The organism is Nonomuraea sp. NPDC049129 (assembly GCF_040648495.1).
In the GTDB taxonomy this organism is placed as follows: domain Bacteria; phylum Actinomycetota; class Actinomycetes; order Streptosporangiales; family Streptosporangiaceae; genus Nonomuraea.
On record NZ_JBEZDU010000002.1, the window covers coordinates 776,615 to 796,554 of the forward strand.

The following is a 19,940-nucleotide window of genomic DNA, read 5'->3' on the forward strand; positions in this document are numbered from 1 at the left end:
TATCACCCCGCAAGACGCGAATCGTGCTGGGTGATCAGAGCTTCCAGCGGCCGAACTCGGAGTCGAGGCGGTCGCCGATGCGCCCGGCCTTGGGGTAGAAAGCGGGGTAGAAGTCCTTGCCGCACTCGAGGTCGTCGAGCGCGGCCTTGATCTCCTTGGCGAGGTACTGATTCGCGGCCGCCTGCGACAGCTTTGGCTGGTAGACGGTGTTCTCGTCGGCGTCTTCCTCGGCCTGGCCCTGCTTCTTGGCGATGGCGTTCATCTGCGCCGAGAACTCTCGCCAGCCGCGATCGGCCATGCTCGTCGGGCTGACGGAGTCCACGCGGTAGCCCTTGCCCTTGACGCAGTCAGCCATGGTCGCGGCCAGCTCGATCAGCTTGGGGTCGCCGTTCAGCTCACGGTCGCTGGCGGCTTTGTAGGCTTTCTCGTACTGCTCGTACTCGTCGTCCATGCTCTTGACGACCTTGCCGGTCACATCCTTGAGAGCCTTGACGTTGCAGCTGTCGAGGACCTTGCTGTAGCTGACCAACTGTGCCTTCGACAGCAAGTCCCTGATCGGGGAGTTGGGATCGTCGTCGCGGCTGTAGGCGGCCTGCTTTTTGAAGGAGGCGGGGTCGGCGACCGGGTAGAAGACATTGAAGCCCTGCTTCGAGCGCACCCGCTTCATGACCTCGTAGTCGCCGCTGACGGCCTTTTCGGTGTCCGTCTCCGGCTTGGGCTGCGGGACCCAGGCGACGTAACGGAAGCCCTTCTGCTTCATGCAGTCGGCGATGGCCGACTGAATCCTCTGCGGCTTGTCCGACTTGCCGCTTGCGGTCGTCGTCTGGGCGGGCTGAGCCTCAGGGCTGGAGGCGCAGCCGGCGAGCGTGACAGCGCACAGCATGGTCACGGCAAGAGTTGATCTCTTGAGCATGCGGGAGACCATACTCCGTTAAACGAAATATGGTCAATCCGTCTTCAGAGTGCTCAGTCCAGCCAGATCCGGGCCAGGCGGCGACGGGCGCGCGGGTCTTCGGTGAACGCCGTACGGCCGTGCAGCACCACGTCATTGTTGACGAGCAGCAGATCACAGGGGCGCAGCGGGAAGCGCAGGACCATGTCCCGGTCGGCGAGGATCCCGTCGAAGGCATCCAGGGCGGCCACGGCGCCGGAGGTCAGCGGCTTCCCGGCCGCTTCCTGGCCGCGTTCGATCCAGTGGCGGTTGTACTGGACGCGAAGCCGCCCCGCGCGCCACTCGAAGACGGGGTAGACGCGGTCGAAGTTCGAGACCGTGCCCGCGCCGAAATGGAAGTTCTCATAGAGCTCGGCCAGCAGGTCGGGCCGCTCCTCCAGCAGCCGGTCGTGTACGGCGTGGCCGCTCACCAGCAGGGATTCCCCGCCGCGCACGGCCGCGCGGAGGCAGAGCAGGCCCAGCAGGTGCGGCGGTCCGGGCGGCCCGGCCCGGTCGGTGTGGAGGGCCAGCCCTTGGTCGTCCATGCCCCTGCGGGAGTTCTCGCCGGTGGTCACCAGACCGGCCTTCTGGGTACGCGGGGTGCCGATGAGCGAGCCGAACGTGTAGCACAGAAGATCGATCTGCTCCTCGGGCCAGTCCGCGATCGGCCATCCCCGGATCACCACCAGGCCGGGACCCGCTTCGAGCGCGGCCTTGGCTTTTTCGGCCAGGAGCGTCAATGCCGGGACGTGGAACTCGGGTTGGGTCCGGCTGAGTGGTTGGTCGATGTGGCGCAGCCAGTCCTGTTCGCGCAGAGTGGACCGGGTCCATGCGGTGGGCCCGCCTACCGGTGTCGCGTTGGTCCGCATCGTGGTCTCTCCCGGTGGTCGTGCCGCCTGTTTTACGGCCTACCCGCCCGGGGCACGCGTCCACGCGCTCGCCCGCGTCGTTCAGACCGAGCCCAGCTTCTTGCGGTAGCAGCGGGTCAGCGGCTGATCCACGTACATGCCGTACGACTCGCCAAGCACGTACCCGCTGCTCTCGTACAAAGCTATGGCCTCAGGCTGCTTGACCCCGGTCGCCAAGCGCACCGTCTCGTAGCCCATGTCCCGAGCCAGATCCTCCAAGGCCGCCAAGAGCCGCCTGGCGATCCCCTGGCCTCGGAACGCGGGATCCACGTACATCCGCTTGAGCTCCCCCATATCCGGACCCACCGGCTGGATGGCACCACATCCGGCGGCGTGCTCCCCGGCGTAGGCGACGAGGTAGCGGGCCTGCGCCTTGACGACGGAACGCCCTTCGGGCCCGTAGCGCTTCACCAGCTCGTCGAAGGCGGCGGCGAGCAGGGCGGTCAGGTCGGCGTCGGCGACGGTCCGTTCCTCGATCTGCATGCGCTCATGCTATGAGCCGCCACTCCTGCCGGATCCGGGCGGAGCGCCCGGGGCCTCACTCGTACTCCGGGAACAGCAGTGCCAGCTCCCGCGGATACGCCGCGATCAGCCGCAGTTCGTCGTCCGTGAGCGGTCGGCCGGTCATCGCGTTGCAGAGCTGCACCAGCCGGAACGCCAGGTCCTCCTCCTGTACGTCCACGCCGAGCCCGTCCATGACGTGCCGGAATCCGGCCTTCCCGCCGTACTCGCCGGTCAGCACGACCCGCCCGCCGCGCGCGTGCCAATCCTCGGGGAACGGCCCGAGGGTCGCCTCGTCGTACAGCTCGTAGTTGCCATGATCCTTCAGCGCCCCGTCGGCGTGGATGCCCGACTCGTGCGCGAACGCGTTGCGTCCCACCCCCACCTGGTTGTACGGCAAGGGCTGCCCGAAGGCGTAACTCGCCCACAGCCCGAACCTGCGCGCCCATGACAGGTCGATGGCGTCACCGATCTCCGCCTGGAGCCCGAAGCCGTGCTCGAAGGCGAGGATCGTGGACAGCAGGTCGGCGTTGCCGGAACGCTCGCCGATGCCGTTCACGCAGGTGTTGATCCACGCGTCCTGCCCGGCCTCCAGGTCGCCGAGCGCGCCCGAGATGGAGTTGGCCACGGCCAGGCCGAGGTCGTTGTGGCAGTGCGTCTCGACGGGCATCCCGACGGCCGAGGCCAGCTTGGCGAAGCGTTCGCGGATCCGGTCGGGGGTGTCGCCGCCGATCGTGTCGCAGTAGCGGACCCGGTCGGCGCCCGCCTCCTTGGCCGCCAGCGCGAACTCCAGCAAGAACCCGTCATCCGTCCGCGACCCGTCCTCCGCGTTGACGCCCACGGTCAGCGCGCCCGCCGCCTTGGCCGCCCGCACGGCCGCCGTCATCTCCCGCATGATCGCGCCGCGGTCGAGGCGGCCGCGGAACTTGTTCTGGATCATGTAGTCCGATGTGGAGATGGACAGGTTGTAGTGCTTCAGCCCGAGTGGCGCCGCCTTCTCCACGTCCTGCGGCACACCACGGCACCAGCCCGACAGCCGCAGCTCGCCGAACGCGCCCGCCTCGGCCAGCGCCGTCTGCGCCCGTACGTAGGGCACCTCGTGGAACAGGAAGGGAAAACCGATCTCGGACTGAGCCACCCCGAGCTTGGCCAGATAGAAGTTGACCATGGTCTTGCCGAACTTCGACAGGCCGGTGCGCGCGGTCTGCACGCCGTCTCGGTTGGTCACGTCAAGGAAGTGAACTTTGGGCATGTGCACACGTTGACACGCTTGCTCAATGTGTATCAATATTGATTTTCATCAATATGGGAGGCTTGGGCGTGGAGTGGATCGACGCGGCGACGGCAGCCGAGCGGCTCGGCGTGAAGCCCGCCACTCTCTACGCGTACGTGAGCCGGGGCGTGCTCAAGCGACGTCACAGTGAGGACCGGCGCAGCCTGTTCGACGCGGCGGAGATCGAGCAGCTGGCCCGGCGCGGGCGGCCACGCGGCCAGCCGCCGGAGCTGGTCATCGAGTCCGGCATCACCGCGCTCGGTCTGGACCGCCCGTACTACCGCGGCCGCGACGCCCTCACCCTGGCCCGAACCGCCGACTTCGAAACGGTGGCCGAGTGGCTGTGGACAGGCGACCCCGACGCCTTCGCCTCGGACCGCGCGACGCGGGATCGGGTACGTGGTCCAGAGATGTCCGACAGCGGGGCGAGGGGTTGGGCGCGCGATCCGGACACGTCGCAGGTCGCAATGCCGGCTCAGCGCGGCCTTCCCGAGGGTCTGCCGCTTCTGGACCGCCTCCAGGTGATCACCACGGTCCTCGGCGCCGCCGACTCCCTCCGCTACCAGCTCGATCCCGCCTCCGTCGCCGCCACCGGCCGTCGCCTCATCTCCGGCCTCGTCGACGCCCTGCCGGCGCTCCAGGCTCCCGGCGGCGAGTCGATCGCCGAGCGGCTCTGGTCCCGCCTGTGCCCGGGGCCCGCAACCCCCGCCCTCCTGGCCGCCCTGCGGGGCGCGCTCGTGCTGCTCGCCGACCATGAGCTGGCCGCCTCCACGCTGGCCGCCCGGGTCGCCGCCTCCGCCCGCGCCGACCCGTACGCCGTGGTGCTGACCGGCCTCGGCGTGCTCGGCGGCCCCCTGCACGGCGGCGCGTCCCACGCGGCCGAACGGCTGCTGGCCGAGGTGACCGAACCCGGCCAGGCCCCGCGCGTGATCACCGATCGGGTACGTCGGGGCGAGCGCATCCCCGGCTTCGGCCACAGCGTCTACAAGAACGGCGACGCCCGCGGCGGCCTCCTGCTCGACCTGGTGAAGGAGGCCGCGCCGGACCACGAACGCATCGCCGTGGTCCAGGCCGTACTGGCTGAAGTCCGTCGGCGACGCCTGCCCGAACAGAACGTCGACTTCGCGCTCGCCACCCTCGCCGCAGTCGCCGGGATGGTGCCCGGCTCCGGCGAGGCGATCTTCGCGGTGGCCAGGACCGCCGGGTGGCTGGCCCACGCGATGGAGGAATACGCCAAGGGCTCCCTCCTCCGCCTCCGCGCCTCGTACGTCGGCCCGCCGATCAGATGACAGCCCCCGCGTATGGGGCCGCGTCCGCTGATCACGTCGGGTCCGCACGTGATCACGTCGGGTCCGCACGGATGGAGGGGACCCGGTGATCAGGTGGCAGCCACAGGGGAGTGCCCGCTCCTGTCCATATAGGCGGCCAATGCCCGCACGCGCTCCGCGTGCTCGTCGTGCCCGACGATCACCGGTGGCTCGTTGTACGGCATCGCGTCCGACGATCGCCTGAGCTTGATGTACTGCCCGCAGGCGTCGATCGCGTACGGCTCCATGTCGTCCTGGAGCGCCCCGATCACCGTGATCCCGTACGTCTCGCCGATCCGCCGGAACAGCGCCACGGCCTCCCGCCGGTGCTCCTTGCCCAGGTTGCGGCCCAGTTCGTCGAGCACCAGGCACAGATGCCCGCCCCCGGATGACGCGATCGCCGCCGCGCACACCAGTTTGACCGCCTTCTCGTCCATGAGCGCGGTGTTGGCCCGCCGGTTGTACGGGACGAAGCCCTGGCCCTCGCCGCGCCGCCACTTGGGCGTGACGCGCCATTGCCAGCGCTGCTCCGGATCCGCGGGCGCCGGTGGCACCGGGAACTCCAGCGTCGCCCCGTAACCTCCGTAGGACGTGTCGAGCTGCTCGAACTCCTCGGCGACCCGCGTGAGCCGGGACTTGATCGCCGCCGTCAGCGCCGCCCGGTGCACGGCCGTCGAACTGGCCGCCTCCTCCGCCCCCTTGTCGGCCGCGGCCAGGTCACGCTGCCTCGACACGACCTGCGCCTCGATCTGACGCCGCTGGTGCTTCTCGTATTCTTCCTGCCCGCGCAGGTAGGAGGCCAGCGAGCCGCACACCGCCGCGAACGTCGCCTGCTCCCGCGCCGTGCTCCCCCCACGCTCGGACAGCAGGAACCGCAGCTCCTCCGGGATCTCCGCGTCCTCCTCCGGGAACGTGTCGCGCAACGCCTGGTCGAAATGCCGTTCGGCGACGCGCCACCATTCCTCGGCGGTGCGCGCTCGTTCGCCCTCGGGCAGCGCATTGAGCCACTCCCGCGCTCCCTCGGCGGTGCCGCCCCAGTCGGCGGCCAGCGCCTCGACCTTGAGCGCCTCCCGTTCGCCGCTCACCCTCGTCTCGTCCTGACGCGACCGGGCCCGCTCGCCCTCGTGCCGCTGCCGCCGCCCCTCCAGGCGTTCGATCTCCATGTCCTTCGTGCGGGCCCGGAAGTCGAGCGCGGCCGCCTGCCGCTCGGCCTCCGCCACCGCGGGCGCCAGCTCCTCCAGCGCCGTCGTCAGCTCGCCCAGCCGCGCCCGCCGCCCGGCCAGCTTCGTCTCCAGCTCGGCGAGCTGTACTCCCGCTTGCGCCCCCTCCAGCCGCCGCTGTCCCTCCGCGACACCTTCCTCCCCATCGCGTACGGTCTGCGCCGCGGTCTCCTGGGTGTCCTTGGCCCGGTTGAGCCGGTGTTCGGCGGCCTTGATCCGCGCCTCCCGGCCGGTCGCCTCCCCGTCGAACGCCCCCACCACGCTCACCCCGGCGGCACTCACCAGGACCGAACCGGGCAGCTCGACCAAGGCCGCGGCGGCCGCTTCGAGCTGGCCGGCGTCGACGATCACGGCATGCTCGTGCGGCCACCCCCGCAACTCCTCCAACCCGAGCCCGGCCCCACCAGCGTTCGCGACTGCTCCGCCGGCCGCCCCAGCGGCTGCTTGACCGGCCGCTCTCCCGGCTGCCTTGGGGGATGGTCGGCCGGCGGAATCACCATGGGCGTGGGAGTAGTCGCGAGCTTGTTCGGCCACGTCCAGTGCGTCCAGGAGACCCGTCGCCACGACGCCCGCCGCGGCCAGTGCGTTGAGCTGGGCAGCGGCCGGGCCGCCCTCGGCGTCGTCCAGCGCGGCCTGGGCAGAGGCCACCTCGCGATCGGCCACGCCCAGCGCCTTAAGCGCCTCGTTCAGCCGCAGCCGCGCCTCCCGCAGCTCCCGCTCGGCCGTGGGCACATCACGGCCGTCCGAGAACCGGCGCGTCTCCTCCAGCGCCGGGATCAGACCGCGCAACTCGTCGGCGGAGTTCTCCGCCACGGCCCGGTCGGCGTCGAGCTTGGCGGCCCGCGCCTGCATCGCGGCCAGCTCCTTGCGCGCCTCAGCCACCCTCCGGTCGAGCGTGTCGTCCTTCAGGGTGGCGATCTCGGCCTTCACCATGGAGAGCGCCTCGGCCGCCGTCTCGCCCGCGGCCCGGTGCCGTTCGAGCTCGGCGACCAGCAGCTCGTCCTTGGCCGCCGCGTCGTCCAGCTTGCGAGCCTGGCGCCCTCGCCAGCACCGCAGCGCGTCGGCCAGCCGGATCCGGGCCTGATCGCGCCGGTCGAACGTGGTCAGCAACGCCCGCGACTCCGCCTCGAACTCGGCCAGCCGATCGGCCGCCTGCGCCGCCCGTACGCGTTTGGCGTGCTCGTCCCGGCGAGCCTCGCGCTCCTGCTCGAGCTCGGCGTCGAGGCCGGTCAGAGCCGCGATGGCCTCGAACACGCGCTCCGGCGAGATCTCGTTGAGCGGCTGGGAGAGCAGGTTGGTGGCGACCTTGCTCCGGACCGAGGTCGACAGGAACGACACGCAGCGGATGCGGTCGCCGTAGAGCACCTTGGTCAGGTCGCGGGCCACCACGTCGCGGCGCCCGGCGGACTTGGGCAGCGTCGCCCACATCTCGTCGGCGCGCACCACGCGCTCGGCTTCGGACGCGGCGGAGGCCAGGTGCACGCCCTCGCGCCAGCGGATCTCCAGGTGGGGAGCCTCCTGATTGACCTTGAGCCACACGGTGACGGCCCCGCCGGACGTGTCGGGCACGGAGAACAACTCACCGTCATCCGGTACGGCCGGCTCCACGCCCACGCTGATCTGCTCCGGTTCGGTGACTTGGTCAGCGATGGAGGTGCCATGCCCATTTTTGGCGGTTTGGTCCGCATTTGGGGTGCCATGCTCCGGTCCTGCGGTCTCTTCTGAGGCGGCGGCGCCGGGAACTGGGCCGGTGGCGCGTAGCGGCAGGTCGTAGGACGCGCCGGGCCGCCCGAACACGCCGACGATGTAGCCGTGGTCGGCGCTGGCCCACTGGCGGGCGCCCGCGCCACTGGCCAGCTCGGCGTTGAACAGCAGCTCCGACACCGCCTTCGCGCCCGAGGCGAAACGCCACTGCTCGTCACCCAGCAACGCCGTGATCGACGCGATGAACGACGACTTGCCCGCGCCGTTGGAGTCCTTGGGCCCGGCCCCGGCGACGACGATGAGCGTGCCGGGGACGGTCGGCACCGGATGGGTCGAGAGCCGTGAGATGTTGACCGCCTGCATGGCGATCAGCACCCGGTCCCCGACGACGTTCTCCACCTGCGACACCTGTGACCCCCGTAGTCCTTCCGTTCCACCGCGCCGACCCGGGCGGGGCTGACGCTTGCTGTCTGTTCACCGTGCCGCCCGGGTGAGGGCGGACGCTTGCTGCTTCTTCACCGCGCCGACCCGAGCACGCTCGCTGTCTGTTTGCCGCGCCGCGTGGGCTGTTGCTGTCTCTTCGCCGCGCCGCCCGGCCGAGGACGCTTAGTTCCTGTTCACCGCGCTACCCCGACCGCGTCTGACGCTTGGCGCCTGCCAGGCCCGGGTGGCAATCCGGGCCCGGCAGGTCCGGGTGCCTACCCTGTCGATCTCCGCGCGCGTACGGCCGCGGCCAGCGGGCTGTGTGGTCCGGCCGCCAGGATCAGCTCCTCCTGCAGCCGTCGCCGCGCCGCCGGGGTGAGCCGGTGGAACTGCGGTCCCGGCGCGTAACCGCCGGCCTCCTCGCCCGCCTTGACCTGGGTCAGCAGCCCGGCGTGCCGCAGCATCCGCAGCGCCGCCTCCAGCTCGCCGATCGGCAACTGGGTGTGGCGGCGCAGCTCGTCGACGGGAGTCGGATGCGGCGAGAGCCAGGTGTCATCGGGCAGCAGCCCCTCCGCCCTCGGAACCGCCACCGAATGCACCAGCACCAGCGTCAACACCGCCCGCTCACTCTCACCAAGCCCCGCCGCTGCCCCGGCCCCGAACCCGGACCCGGCGGCCGCGGGCGTGGTCGCGGGCGTCGGCTCGGCGCGGTAGGCGTCGTCGTAGCCCGAGGTCCATCGCTCGCGGTGCTGGATCAGCGTCCGGCCTCGTCGGGCGAGCATCTCGCCCAGAGTGTGGCGGAGCGCGGGATCGCGGAGCCCACCGAACCGGGCCTCCAGCACCGGCTCGGCGCCATGCTCCACCGCCATGAACGCCGCCACCAACTCGGCCCGCCGCCGCTCGTCATAGCCGCCCAGCAGTTCGTCGAACTCCGCCGCACCGCCCTCGACCCGGCCCGCCGCCACTGTCATCGCGGTCGCGGTTGCGGGATCCTGCGCCCGCACCCGCGCCTCGGGTGGCTGCTGTGCGGTGAGCGGTCCTTCCACGGCGGAGGGCTGCTGAACGCCCAGTCCTTGTTCCGTAGGGGGCTGTTCTGCGGTGGGTGGTTCTTGCGCGGCGGCGGGTTGCTGTACGACCGGCGATCCTGGCCCAGCGGGGGATTGCTGAATGTCCAGCGGCCCTTGCGCGGCCGAAGGTTGTTCCGCAGCGGGTGGTTCCTGCAGTCCGTGGGATTCCTGCGTGGCGGCCGCCACGATGTCGGCGTCCGCGACCACCGTGAGGTCCCGTTGCTCCGGTGTGGGAATGCGCCGGACCAGCTCCTTCAGCTGGGCGTGCGACTCGACCGGCCACAGGGCGCAGCGCGGGCCCAGCGAGACCACGCCGTCGGACATGACGATCCACGCCGAGTCGTGCAGCCGGCGCAGTGCCCCGATGGCCCAGTTGCGCATCAGGTCGTCGGCCCGGCCGATCAGTGCCCGGTAGGTGTCGAGGATCAGCTCGACCGGTGCCGGCGTGCCCGGCCACGGGTCGACGGACAGGTCGCTCCAGCAGCACTTGAGCGTCGCCGCCAGCACCCGCCTGGTCTCGCCCGAGCGTTCGACCGGGACCGGGGGCACCTGGTATTCGTCGAGGAGCGACGGGGTGGCCGCATCAGGCCACACCGGCAGGGCTTGGCCGGTGGAGTCGGGGCGCGTGAGCCGTAGCATCCCGGGTGGCGCCGCGACACCGGCCCCCAGCCGCAGCGGCCCGCCCGACCGCGCCCGCACGTGAGCGACCGCGTCGTCCCCGAGCGCGCGCCGCGCACCAACGCCTCCCGAAGTGTGACCTCCACCGGTACCCGCCGAAGAGCGACCCCCACCGACGCCCGCTGAAGTGCGACCCGCAGCCGGGCCCCCTGAGGAGCCGCGAGTACCAGCGACCTCCGAGGAGGGAAGGTCCGGGCCCGCGGCCTCTGATGAGAGTCGGGTCATGCGGTGCGCTCCAGGTAGCCGTGGGACAGCCAGGCCGGTTCGCCTCCTGGCGAGATCGTGAGGTCGTCGGCCCACACGAGCCGATAAGGCAGCTCAGGCCGCAGATCGACCGTCGTCAGGTCGGCCAGCAGCCGGCGGGCCGATGGCCAGTCGGACCGGAGTACGTCGGCCAGTGCCACCCGCGACGACGCCCCCAGCAGCGACTCCGCCACCTCGGTCAGCCGCTCGATCGCCGCGTTGGGCGCGGAGCCGAGCGAGCCTTCGGGGCCCGCGTCGGCGAGGTTGGAGCGCGGGGGAGTGGGCTGGGCCGGAGCCGGGCGGGGCGCCTCGTCGACCGCGCGGGCGATAGCCGCCGGGTCGTGCCAGGGCGCCGGAGCGTCGAACACGAAGCCGTCGAGCACCGCCGCGAGCCGCTCACGCGAAGCGGTCTGCGAGAACGTGCGCCATGTCTCGGTGGGCAGCAGCGTCAGGTTGCGGGTCGTGCCCGCCGAGTCGGCCAGGCGCCCCGCCGCCCGCCGGGAGGCGTCGCTGTAGGCGTAGATGGCCGCCCGCAGATCGGTGCAGACCCGGTCGAGCGCGGGCCAGCGGGTCAGGATCGTGCCGTGCAGGCTCTGCGCCCGGCGCGCGATCTCCTCGGTGCCCCACAGCTTGGGCGCCTGCTCGCGCAGCTCCTCGATCGTGCCCATGGTGAGCGTGATCAGCTCCAGCGCCCACAGCCGGAACGCCCTGGCCAGGTTGGCGGCGCTCTGCCTGGCCTCCTCCATCGTGGTGCGCGGGTCGGCGACGTTGAGGTCTTCGAGCGCGAGCAGCCGGTGCATCTCCGACTGGCCGCCGTCGTCCATCATCCGCCTGATGAACATCAGCCCGACCACGCTGGTGAACGACGCCCGATAGCGCAGCTGGTTGGGCTTGGGGAACACCTCGCGGATCGCGCCCAGCCCCTTGAGCACGCGCAGCCGGTTGTCGAACTGGTCGCCGGGATAGGCGCGGCAGGCGAAGCGCATCTGCTCGTGCGTCAGCCACTCCTCGCCCGCCTCGGCGAACGCCGCGAACAGCGTCTCGGCGATGTCGACCAGGGCCGGGTCGTCGACGACCGCGCCGCTGTCGCGAGCCAGCGCCGCGAACATCCGGCGGTAGGTCGACAGCACCGCCTCCTCCGAGAGGGCGGCGTCGAGGGTCAAGGGCTGTTCGGACACGGGGACTAAGGTACGGCTTCGCGCCGACAATCTCGGCCCGACCTGACGGGCTTACCTGCGAGTAGTGCCCAACCTGACGGGCTTACCTGCGAGTAGTGCCCAACCTCACGTGCCTACCTGCGAGTAGTCGCGCCGCACGCTAGGGTGATCCAGGGTAATACGGGGGCAAACGTTAAGTAATCATACGTACGGGGTGAGTGACGCCTTGCGTATCCGCGTACTTCGCGGAGACCGTGCCACAGCCGTGATCGCCGGCGCGGTGGCCGTGATCCTGGTCGCCTTGGCGGCCGTCTTCGGCGTGGGCGTCTCCAGCGCCACACCCAAACTGGCCGACGTCGGCGCCTGGCTCTGGACCCAGGCCCGAGGCAAGATCGTGCACGTCAACGGCCTGTCCGGCGAGGTCGACGGCTACCTCGACAAGAAGTCGGCCCAGCGGCTGCGCATCGTCCAGGACGGCTCGAACGTCCTGCTCGTCGACGACGGCAGCGGCTACGTCAGCCGGATCGAGCCCGGCCAGCTCAGCGTCGCGCAGACCCGTAACTTCGGCACGGCCGGTCTGCAGATCGTCGTCTCGGGCGCCGCCGGCTACGCGGTGGACCCGGAGGGCAAGGTTCAGCAGATCGACCCGGCCACGCTCAACTCGGTCGGCACGCCGCTGTCGCTGCCGGGCCCGCTCGGCTCGGCCCGCATCGACGGTGGCGGGCGGCTCTGGGTGCCGGTGACCGCCAAAGGCGAGGTCGTACCCGTGACCAAGGGCGTCGCCGCGAGCGCCGTCAAGGTCGGCGAGCCGGGCGAGGAACTGGCCGTCACGATCGCGGGCGGCCTGCCGATGATCGTCAACACCCGCGCCGCGACCGCCACGATCGTCGGCGCGGACGGCGGCGTGGGCGAGATCACGCTGCCCAAGGAGGTCGCCCAGGCCGCCAAAGGCGGCGTGCTGGCGCCGGCCTCGACCGAGGGTTCGCTGGTGCCGCTGCTCACGCCCGGCGACTCCGGGCTCCTCGTGGTGGTCGACACGGAGTCGAACTCGGTGCTCAACACCAAGTTCGCGGTGAAGGACCCGGCCGCGCTCGGTGTGCCGCAGATACTCGGCTCGAAGGTGTACGTCCCGGACCGCAGCACGGGCGGCCTGATCGTGTGGGACAGCGCGGCGGGCGGTCAGCCCACCAAGCTCCAGGTGGCGCAGGGGCCCGGCCCGGTCGACGTGTTCGTCAAGGACGGCCTGCTCTGGGCGAACGACGAGAACGGCGACAAGGCCGTCGTCGTCGACACCGAAGGCCGCAAGCACGACGTCGACAAGGACGACTCGGACGTACCGGGACCCACCAACACCCCCAAGCCCAAGCAGACGCCACGGCCCGAGCCGACGAACACCGACCCCAGGCCCGACCCGACCAGGACGGACGACCCGGCGCCGACGCGGACGGACGCCCCGGAGCCGTCGCGCAAGCCCACCAAGACCCCGACGTCGACCCCGACTCCCTCCTCGGCCACCCGCAGCCCCACTCCCACCCCCACGCCCAGCGCGCCCACCAAACCGGGCGCCGTCAGCGCCAAGTCGGGCCCCGGCCACGTCAGCGTGAACTTCAGCCCGTCCAGCGGCGGCAAGGTCGACCGCTACACGCTCAAGGTGTCCGGCGGCGACGGCAGGACCACGCCGCAGTCGGTGGACGCCGGCGGGCCGTTCCAGTTCGAGTTCTCGGGCGGGAGCTGCGGCGCCGAGTACACCTTCACGGTCGTCGCCCACTGGTCGGGCGGCCAGGTCGAGTCGGAGCCCAGCGCCGGGGTCAAGCCCTGCGTGGCCCCCGGCAGACCGGCCAACTTCGCGGCCAAGCCCAAGAACCGCGGCGCCGAGCTGACCTGGGACGCCCCGGAGAGCGGCGGCGAAGGCATCACGTACGTGCTCTCCGGCGCGGTGAGCAACGACAGCGTCAAGGGCACGTCGTTCACCGCCGAAGGGCTCAAGAACAACCAGAAGCACGAGTTCAAGCTCAAGGCCAAGAACGACGCGGGGGAGAGCCAGGACGCCGCCACAGCGGACGTGGACCTGGCCTATCCGAAACAGCAGTACCAGAACGCCAGCAACAACGACACCAACACGCTCATCCGGCCGGGCCCGTCCGCCGATGGCGAGGCCGGAAGGATCCCACAGGGCCAGTACATCACGCTGACAGTGATCTGCCAGGTCAAGGGCTCGTCCTACACCGACAAGTCCACCGGAAAGTCCAGTGACATCTGGAACCGGATCGAGTCGTCGGCGGGCAACGGCTACCTCAACGACACGCTGGTGGCCACACCGGACGGGGGCGGCTTCCCGGAGGCTCCGCTCTTCGAATGCACCGACTGAGATAGGGGACCTCAGTTGTACAACGAGCAGACGCAGCAACCGCAGCAGCTTGCGGCACAGTTCGCCCAGCGCTTCCAGATGCTGGCCCAGAACATCGAGCGCATCATCCGCGGCAAGCACGAAGCCATCGAGCTGGCCCTGATCTGCCTGTTCTCCGAAGGACACCTGCTGATCGAGGACGTGCCCGGCACCGGCAAGACCACGCTGGCCAGGTCCATCGCCGCCAGTGTGGACGCCGAGTGGCGGCGCATCCAGTTCACGCCCGACCTACTGCCCAGCGACATCACCGGTGTGTCGATCTTCAACCAGGCGCACCAGAAGTTCGAGTTCCACCAGGGGCCGGTGTTCGCCAACATCGTGCTCGCCGACGAGATCAACCGCGCCTCCCCGAAGACCCAGTCGGCGCTGCTGGAGGTCATGGAGGAGCGCCGGGTCACGGTCGACGCCGAGCCGCATCCCGTACCCAGGCCGTTCCTGGTGGTCGCCACGCAGAACCCCGTCGACATGGATGGCACCTACCCGCTGCCGGAGGCCCAGCTCGACCGCTTCCTCATGCGGATCTCCGTCGGCTACCCCGACCACGTCTCGGAGGTCGAGGTGCTCAAGGGCATGCCGACCGGGCCGCAGGTCGAGCGGTTGCCCGTGGTGGCCCGCGCGTCGGACGTGGCCGGGATGATCGAGTTCGCGACCCGCATCCACGTCGCCGACCCCGTCTACGACTACATCGTCGCCCTCTGCGGCGCCACGCGCACCAACCCGCACCTGCGGCTCGGCGCCTCACCGCGCGGCAGTCTCGCGCTGCTGCGGGCCGCCCGCGTCAAGGCCGCCGCCGCCGGCCGCCACTACGTCGTGCCGGAGGACGTCAAGGCCCTGGCCGTCCCGGTCATCGCGCACCGGCTGATCCTCACCCCGGAGGCCGAACTACGCGAGGTCACCGCGGCGCACGTGCTCGGCGAGCTCCTCGCCGGGATGCCGGTGCCGCAGGCGGCCTAGGTGCTGACACCGCTGGGGTGGGGCACGCTCGCCGGCTCCGTGATCCTGTACGCGGCCGGGTTCGCGCTCGGCTACCCGGAGCCCGTCGTGCTGGCCACCGGCGGGCTGCTCGCGCTCGCCGCCGCCCTCGCCTGGACCGCCCCCAGACCGAGGCTGGAGGTGCACCGCGAGGTCACTCCGCTCAAGGTGCCGCGCGGGGACGCGGCCGTCGCGGTCCTTCACGTACGCAATCTCGGCCGCCGGGGCCTGTCAGGGCTGCGCGCGCAGGACCGGATCGGTGCGGCCGAGCACACGGTGGACCTGCCCCGCCTGCCCCGGAACGCCACCAGGACGGTGTCGTACCCGCTGCCCACCGGCGTGCGCGGCGAGATCCCCGTCGGCCCGCTCCTGCTCGTCCGCGCCGACCCGTTCGGCCTGACACGCAGGATCAGGCGGTACGGCCAGACGGCCACGCTCCTGGTCCGCCCTCGCACGGTCGCGCTGCCGGTGCCCGCGTCGGGCAAGGCCCACCACCTGGAGGGCCCCACCAGCGACAACGCCCCCAGCGGCACGGTCACCTTCCACACCCTGCGCGAGTACGTCGTCGGCGACGACCTGCGCCACGTCCACTGGAAGTCCAGCGCGCGCACCGGCACGCTCATGGTGCGCCAGCTCATCGATGCCAGCCTGCCCACCACGACGGTCGTCCTCGACACCCGTCACCTCACCGAACTGGCCGTGGACGCCGCCGCCTCGGCCGCCGTCGCCGCCGCACGGTCCGGCTTCCCCGTGCGGGTGCTCACGGGCGACGGGCCGCTCGCCGAGACCAAGACCGACCCCGAGCTGCTGCTGGATCGCCTCGCCCTGGTTGGATCCGGTACGTCCGGCGTCGGCGAGGCGGTCCGGCTGGCCCGCGGCGGCTCGCTGGTCGTGATCACCGGGGACCCCGCCGAGGCCGCCCGAGTGGCGGGGGCACGACGACGGTTCGACCGCATCATCTGCGTATATATAGGGACAGGTCCGCTCAGCGCGCCCGGCGTGACGGTCGTCCCCATCGCGGACCTGGCCGCGCTGCCGCTGGCCTGGAGCAGGCGATGAAGCAGCCGGTGTGGCGGTGGTTAGGGGGATTGGCGCTGGTGGCGGCCGTCACCGGGGCCGGTGGGTGGGGGTTCCATCGCGTCTTCCCCGGCACCGAGCTGCTCCTGGCCGTCGTGCCCGCCGCGACCGTCCCCGCCCTGGTGGCCGCGCTCTGCCGGCGGCGGCCCCTCTGGCTGGCGCTGGTGCTCGACCTGGTCCTGTGGTTCGCCGGGACCGTGCCGTTGTACAAGGGCATCGCTCCCGGCCTGCTCGGCGACCTGGCCGACTCGTGGCGGGCGCTGCTCACCACGCTCCTGCCCGCCCAGCCGGAGCCGCGGCTGCTGGTCCTCGTGCACACGCTGGTCTGGGCCGCCGCCGTGGTCGGCGCCGAGACGCTGACCCGCACCAGGACCCGCGTGGCCGCCGCGGTGCCCGGACTCGTGGTGTACGGGGTGGCGCTGCTGTTCGGGGTGGACGGGGAGGGCTCGAACCTGCCCGTCGCCGCGGCCCTCGTGGTGCTCATCGCGGCACTGGCCCTGCTCCGGGACGACCGGCCGGCGCTGTGGCTGCTCGCCGGCATCCCGGCCGCCGCCGCGCTGGCCGCCGTCGCCCTGGTCGCCGGGCCGCTGCTGCCCATCGCCGCCGAGCCGTACAACCCGCGCGACGACGCCGAACTCCCGCCCCCGGTACGCGTCGACAGCGTCAGCCCGCTCGACCGCGTGTCCGCCTGGCTGCAGATCCCTGACCGTGACCTGTTCACCGTCAAGGCGGCCAAGCCCCTCAACTGGCGGCTGGCCGTACTGGACCGCTATGACGGCGTCCGCTGGACGTCCGGCGCCCGCTTCCAGCCGACGGGCGGGCGGGTGCCCGCGGGGGACTGGACGGGCAAGGCGCAGACCGTACGCCAGACGATCACGTTCAGCGGCCTGCCCGGCACCTGGCTGCCCGGCGCCGAACGTCCCGTCGAGGTGGACGGCGTACGCGGCCTGGCCGTCGACCCCGGGAGCGGCGCGCTGCTGGCCGCGAGCCGGCCGGCCAAGGGGTTCACGTACGAGGTGACCTCGCGGGTGGCGGAGCCGTCGAAGGCCGACCTGCTCGCGGCCACGCCGGTCGACGATCGGGCGCTGACCGCGTTCCCGGCCGGGCCTCAGGAGGCGCTGTTCCACAAGCTCGCCCAGCAGGCCACCAAAGGCGCGGACGTGCCGATCAAGCAGGCGTACCGGCTGCAGAGCTACCTGCGCACCAGCGCCATCTACGACGTCACCGCGCCGCCGGGGCACTCGCTCAAGGGCCTGGAGTTCTTCCTGGAGACCACGCACAGGGGGACCTCGGAGCAGTTCGCGTCGACGTTCGCGCTCATGGCCAGGACGCTCGGGCTGCCGTCGAGGGTCGTGGTGGGGTTCCGGCCGGGGCAGGCGTCCGACGGGATTTACCACGTTAAATCTGGTCATGTCATGGCGTGGGCGGAGATCAAGTTCGACAAGCTCGGCTGGCGGCCGTTCTACCCCACGCCCGGCCGCGGCGGCGCGAAGGACGACCACGAGGTGGTGTCCTCCGCCCTCAAGGAGAGCGAGGAACTGGAGGGCGAGTTCACCCAGGGCACGGTGAACAAGCCGAAGGCCGGTCAGAAGCCCACGGCGGGCGGCGGCCGCGAGACCTCGGCCGGGCCGCCGCTGTGGGTGATCGTCCCGGCGGTGGGGGCGGGGATCCTGGTGGTGTACGTGGGAGCGGCGATGGTGCTGCCGTGGTGGCGCAGGCGGGCCCGCAGGAGCGTGACGGGCGCGGAGCGGCGGGTGCTCGGCGCGTGGTCGCAGACCTGTGACGACCTCGGCCTGAAGGGGGAGCGGGCACTGACCGCCGAGGACGTGGTGGCCCGGCACCCAGCCGACATATCCACCCATCTCCGACCACTCGCCGATATTTCCAACTTCGTCCGCTACGCCCCCGACGACGTCGCCCACGAGGCCGCTGACGCGGCCTGGCGCCACAGCGACGCCGTCCGCCAGGCCGTACGCGCCAGAACACCCCTCAAAACCCGCCTCCGCAAGCGACTGCTCCTACGTTGACCCGCCGGAGCGAACCATGACGGGCTGATCGCTAAGGCTTCTGGAGTTTCTGCGTGACCATCAGGCGGATCACTCCCTTCTCCGGCTCGTCCGCCTGCCAGACGAACCAGTCCGCACCCACCGGAGTGCCCTGCTTGGTGGGGTACATCAGGTACGGGTCGCCCGGATAGCGCTCGGGAGGGGGTTCGGTGATCAGGTAGGTGACCTTGAGGCCGCGCTTCTCGATCTCCGGCAGGACCTCGCCCACGGTCTTGCCCTCCACCCGGTACCCGCCCAGCGACGTGACCTCCGGGAAGGGCATCTTCGGCACGACGTGCTGTACGTCGTCGGGGACCAGCTCGCAGGGCGCCACCGGGTCCCGCATGAGGATCGTGCTGGTGTCGCTCCCTCCGTAGACGGGATCGACCGCAAGGGTCCAGACGAAGGTCTGGCCGGGCTTGAACAGCTTGGTGTTGATCTGCATCTGCCAGCCCGAGCCGGCGTCGTCGCCGGGGATGTTCCTGGGCGCGTAATACAGGCCGCGGGGGATGTCCGTCACGGGTTCGGCGCGCGGCTCCTTGCATTTCTGGCCCGCCGGGACGAAGTCCACGATGGCGGGCACGTTGAGGCTCTTGAGCTGCCTGGTCAGTCCCGCCGCGTCCCGGAAGTCGCGTACGGTGACGTACACGATGCCGTCGGAGTCCTTGGTAACGGCGTAGGCGCGGTCGGCCCCGCCCATGGACGAGACCGTGATCACGCTCGCCACGGCGGCGATCGCCGCCCCCGCCGCGACGGCCAGGACCATCCGGCGGCGTGGCCATCCGGCCCGCTCGGCCACCGCGTGCGGCCGTCCGGCCCGCTCGGCCGCCGCCCGCGCCGCCACGTGCTCCTTCAGCTCGGTCAGCCGGCGCTCTTCGAAACCGGCGAGAGACCCGTTCATGACGATCCTTTCAAGATGGCTTCCGGGCGGTGGCCGGATTCGATCATCAGCCGGCGGTGCGCGCGATGCAGCCGCACCCGGGCGGTGCCGACGCGGATGCGCAGGGCCATGGCGGCGTCGGCGACCGACAGGCCGTCGATGTCCACCAGTTCGGCCACGGCCCTCAGGCTCTTGGGCAACTTCGCGATGGCCGACAGCAGCGGGCGGGCGGCCCGCTCGGCGTCGATGCGCTCCTCCAAGCGGGCGATGTCGTCGGCGTCCAGCGTGCGCCGTCCCGCCGCCCTGCCGCTCTTGTGCAACTCTCTGGCCGCTCTGCGCAGCTCGGACGCCACCACGTTGCGCGCGATGCCGAACAGCCACGCCACCTCGCCGCCCCGCTCGGCCTTGTACGTGCCCGCGGCGTCGATGGCGGCCAGGAAGATCTCGGTGGTGAGGTCGTCCACCGTGTGCGGATCGGTCACCCGGCGGGCCACGAAGCGGCTCACGCGTTCGGCGTGTCTTCGGTAGAAGACCTCGAAGGCCTCAGGATCCCGCATCGTCCGCAGGAGGCCCTCCGATGATGTGTCTGCCATCCAGTGCGCCTTCCGCTTGCTCGGGGCTTTCCCCTTATTGGCGAGCAAGGGCGCAGAACATTACATCCCGGTCAGATTTCTTCAAGACGGGATCACATGAGGACGCGGGTGCTGCTTCATGGGGACGACGGCAGCACCCGTGCCGGGGGAACTGCCTCAGTTCACGTACGCCCACAGGTCGTAGGTGTAGAACATCGGGTTCTCGGGCTGGTGGGTGCTGCACCACCAGGTCTGCCAGCGTCCGGTCTCCTGTCCTGACCGGCCGAAGCTGATGCAGACGTCATAGGGCAGGTTGCTGTAGACGACTTGGAGTGTGGACGAGGCGTGCGCTGGCGTGCTCGTGGCCAGGATCGGCGTCAGAGCGGTGACCGCGAGAAGCGACAAGGCGGTGATTCGGCGACGCACCAGTTCTCCCCTCATGAAGGGCCGGAAATCGCGAAGAGCGATCACCGTGAATTGGACGACAAGCACCGCACCGCCGCAAGATCCGCCCCCGCTCGGCCCCGACGACCAGCGCGAACAACGCGGACGCGATGAAAGCTTCATCTCGGGCC

At 71.1% G+C, this 19,940-nt stretch carries 15 protein-coding genes; 5 read left to right on the plus strand and 10 right to left on the minus strand.

Annotated elements, in window-relative coordinates:
- Positions 1–34 precede the first annotated feature (34 nt).
- From AB0B64_RS08575 to AB0B64_RS08590, 4 genes are all read right to left on the minus strand, one after another.
- Positions 35–913 carry a hypothetical protein gene (locus tag AB0B64_RS08575; RefSeq protein ID WP_357960188.1) on the minus strand — a complete coding sequence of 293 codons (879 nt, stop codon included), beginning with the start codon at positions 911–913 and terminating at the stop codon, positions 35–37.
- A 53-nt stretch (positions 914–966) separates the two neighbouring features.
- Positions 967–1,800 carry a TauD/TfdA family dioxygenase gene (locus AB0B64_RS08580; RefSeq protein ID WP_358175749.1) on the minus strand — a complete coding sequence of 278 codons (834 nt, stop codon included), beginning with the start codon at positions 1,798–1,800 and terminating at the stop codon, positions 967–969.
- Positions 1,801–1,881: 81 nt separating this feature from the next.
- Positions 1,882–2,322, minus strand: a complete 441-nt coding sequence (locus AB0B64_RS08585) for a GNAT family N-acetyltransferase (RefSeq protein ID WP_358175752.1) — start codon at positions 2,320–2,322, stop codon at positions 1,882–1,884.
- A 55-nt stretch (positions 2,323–2,377) separates the two neighbouring features.
- Positions 2,378–3,592 (minus strand): hypothetical protein, encoded by a 1,215-nt coding sequence (locus AB0B64_RS08590; RefSeq protein WP_358175754.1) that lies wholly within the window; start codon positions 3,590–3,592, stop codon positions 2,378–2,380.
- Between the two features lie 68 nt (positions 3,593–3,660).
- Here AB0B64_RS08590 and AB0B64_RS08595 point away from each other — a divergent pair, with 68 nt between their 5' ends.
- Positions 3,661–4,902 carry a citrate synthase gene (locus AB0B64_RS08595; RefSeq protein ID WP_358175757.1) on the plus strand — a complete coding sequence of 414 codons (1,242 nt, stop codon included), beginning with the start codon at positions 3,661–3,663 and terminating at the stop codon, positions 4,900–4,902.
- Between the two features lie 89 nt (positions 4,903–4,991).
- On the opposite strand, the gene AB0B64_RS08600 is transcribed toward AB0B64_RS08595, so the two are convergent.
- The 3 genes from AB0B64_RS08600 to AB0B64_RS08610 form a co-directional block, all read right to left on the minus strand.
- Positions 4,992–8,243 carry a chromosome partitioning protein ParA gene (locus tag AB0B64_RS08600; protein ID WP_358175760.1) on the minus strand — a complete coding sequence of 1,084 codons (3,252 nt, stop codon included), beginning with the start codon at positions 8,241–8,243 and terminating at the stop codon, positions 4,992–4,994.
- A 299-nt stretch (positions 8,244–8,542) separates the two neighbouring features.
- Positions 8,543–10,033 (minus strand): hypothetical protein, encoded by a 1,491-nt coding sequence (locus AB0B64_RS08605; RefSeq protein WP_358175762.1) that lies wholly within the window; start codon positions 10,031–10,033, stop codon positions 8,543–8,545.
- 200 nt (positions 10,034–10,233) lie between these two features.
- Positions 10,234–11,433: a hypothetical protein gene (locus tag AB0B64_RS08610; RefSeq protein ID WP_357960167.1), complete on the minus strand. Its 1,200-nt coding sequence runs from the start codon at positions 11,431–11,433 to the stop codon at positions 10,234–10,236.
- 193 nt (positions 11,434–11,626) lie between these two features.
- On the opposite strand from AB0B64_RS08610, the gene AB0B64_RS08615 reads away from it, so the two are divergent.
- Genes AB0B64_RS08615 through AB0B64_RS08630 form a run of 4 tightly spaced genes read left to right on the plus strand, consistent with a single transcriptional unit; the run spans position 11,627 to position 17,895 of the window.
- A complete protein-coding gene (locus AB0B64_RS08615; protein ID WP_358175765.1) occupies positions 11,627–13,780 on the plus strand; it encodes a hypothetical protein in 2,154 nt (717 codons plus the stop codon).
- Positions 13,781–13,795: 15 nt separating this feature from the next.
- A complete protein-coding gene (locus tag AB0B64_RS08620; protein ID WP_225289611.1) occupies positions 13,796–14,773 on the plus strand; it encodes a MoxR family ATPase in 978 nt (325 codons plus the stop codon).
- The gene (locus AB0B64_RS08625; protein WP_358175768.1) at positions 14,774–15,850 is read left to right on the plus strand and encodes a DUF58 domain-containing protein; all 1,077 of its coding nucleotides are present in this window, start codon (positions 14,774–14,776) and stop codon (positions 15,848–15,850) included. It abuts the gene before it with no gap.
- The gene (locus AB0B64_RS08630) at positions 15,847–17,895 is read left to right on the plus strand and encodes a DUF3488 and transglutaminase-like domain-containing protein (RefSeq protein WP_358175771.1); all 2,049 of its coding nucleotides are present in this window, start codon (positions 15,847–15,849) and stop codon (positions 17,893–17,895) included. Before AB0B64_RS08625 ends, AB0B64_RS08630 begins: the two co-directional genes overlap by 4 nt.
- A 31-nt stretch (positions 17,896–17,926) precedes the next feature.
- Here the strand turns inward: AB0B64_RS08630 and AB0B64_RS08635 are convergent, their stop codons facing one another.
- The 3 genes from AB0B64_RS08635 to AB0B64_RS08645 all read right to left on the minus strand — a co-directional run bounded on the left by AB0B64_RS08635 (position 17,927) and on the right by AB0B64_RS08645 (position 19,791).
- A complete protein-coding gene (locus AB0B64_RS08635) occupies positions 17,927–18,814 on the minus strand; it encodes a hypothetical protein (RefSeq protein ID WP_358175773.1) in 888 nt (295 codons plus the stop codon).
- Positions 18,811–19,386, minus strand: coding sequence for an RNA polymerase sigma factor (locus AB0B64_RS08640; protein WP_358175775.1), 576 nt, complete (start codon positions 19,384–19,386; stop codon positions 18,811–18,813). Before AB0B64_RS08640 ends, AB0B64_RS08635 begins: the two co-directional genes overlap by 4 nt.
- Positions 19,387–19,542: 156 nt before the next feature.
- Positions 19,543–19,791: a hypothetical protein gene (locus tag AB0B64_RS08645; RefSeq protein ID WP_357960150.1), complete on the minus strand. Its 249-nt coding sequence runs from the start codon at positions 19,789–19,791 to the stop codon at positions 19,543–19,545.
- Positions 19,792–19,940 lie beyond the last annotated feature (149 nt).

Bases quoted from the DNA above. Each gene is read 5' to 3' on its own strand.
- AB0B64_RS08575 (WP_357960188.1), bottom strand. From the start codon at position 913: ATGCTCAAGAGATCAACTCTTGCCGTGACCATGCTGTGCGCTGTCACG.
- AB0B64_RS08580 (WP_358175749.1), bottom strand. From the start codon at position 1,800: ATGCGGACCAACGCGACACCGGTAGGCGGGCCCACCGCATGGACCCGG.
- AB0B64_RS08585 (WP_358175752.1), bottom strand. From the start codon at position 2,322: ATGCAGATCGAGGAACGGACCGTCGCCGACGCCGACCTGACCGCCCTG.
- AB0B64_RS08590 (WP_358175754.1), bottom strand. From the start codon at position 3,592: ATGCCCAAAGTTCACTTCCTTGACGTGACCAACCGAGACGGCGTGCAG.
- AB0B64_RS08630 (WP_358175771.1), top strand. From the start codon at position 15,847: ATGAAGCAGCCGGTGTGGCGGTGGTTAGGGGGATTGGCGCTGGTGGCG.
- AB0B64_RS08635 (WP_358175773.1), bottom strand. From the start codon at position 18,814: ATGAACGGGTCTCTCGCCGGTTTCGAAGAGCGCCGGCTGACCGAGCTG.
- AB0B64_RS08640 (WP_358175775.1), bottom strand. From the start codon at position 19,386: ATGGCAGACACATCATCGGAGGGCCTCCTGCGGACGATGCGGGATCCT.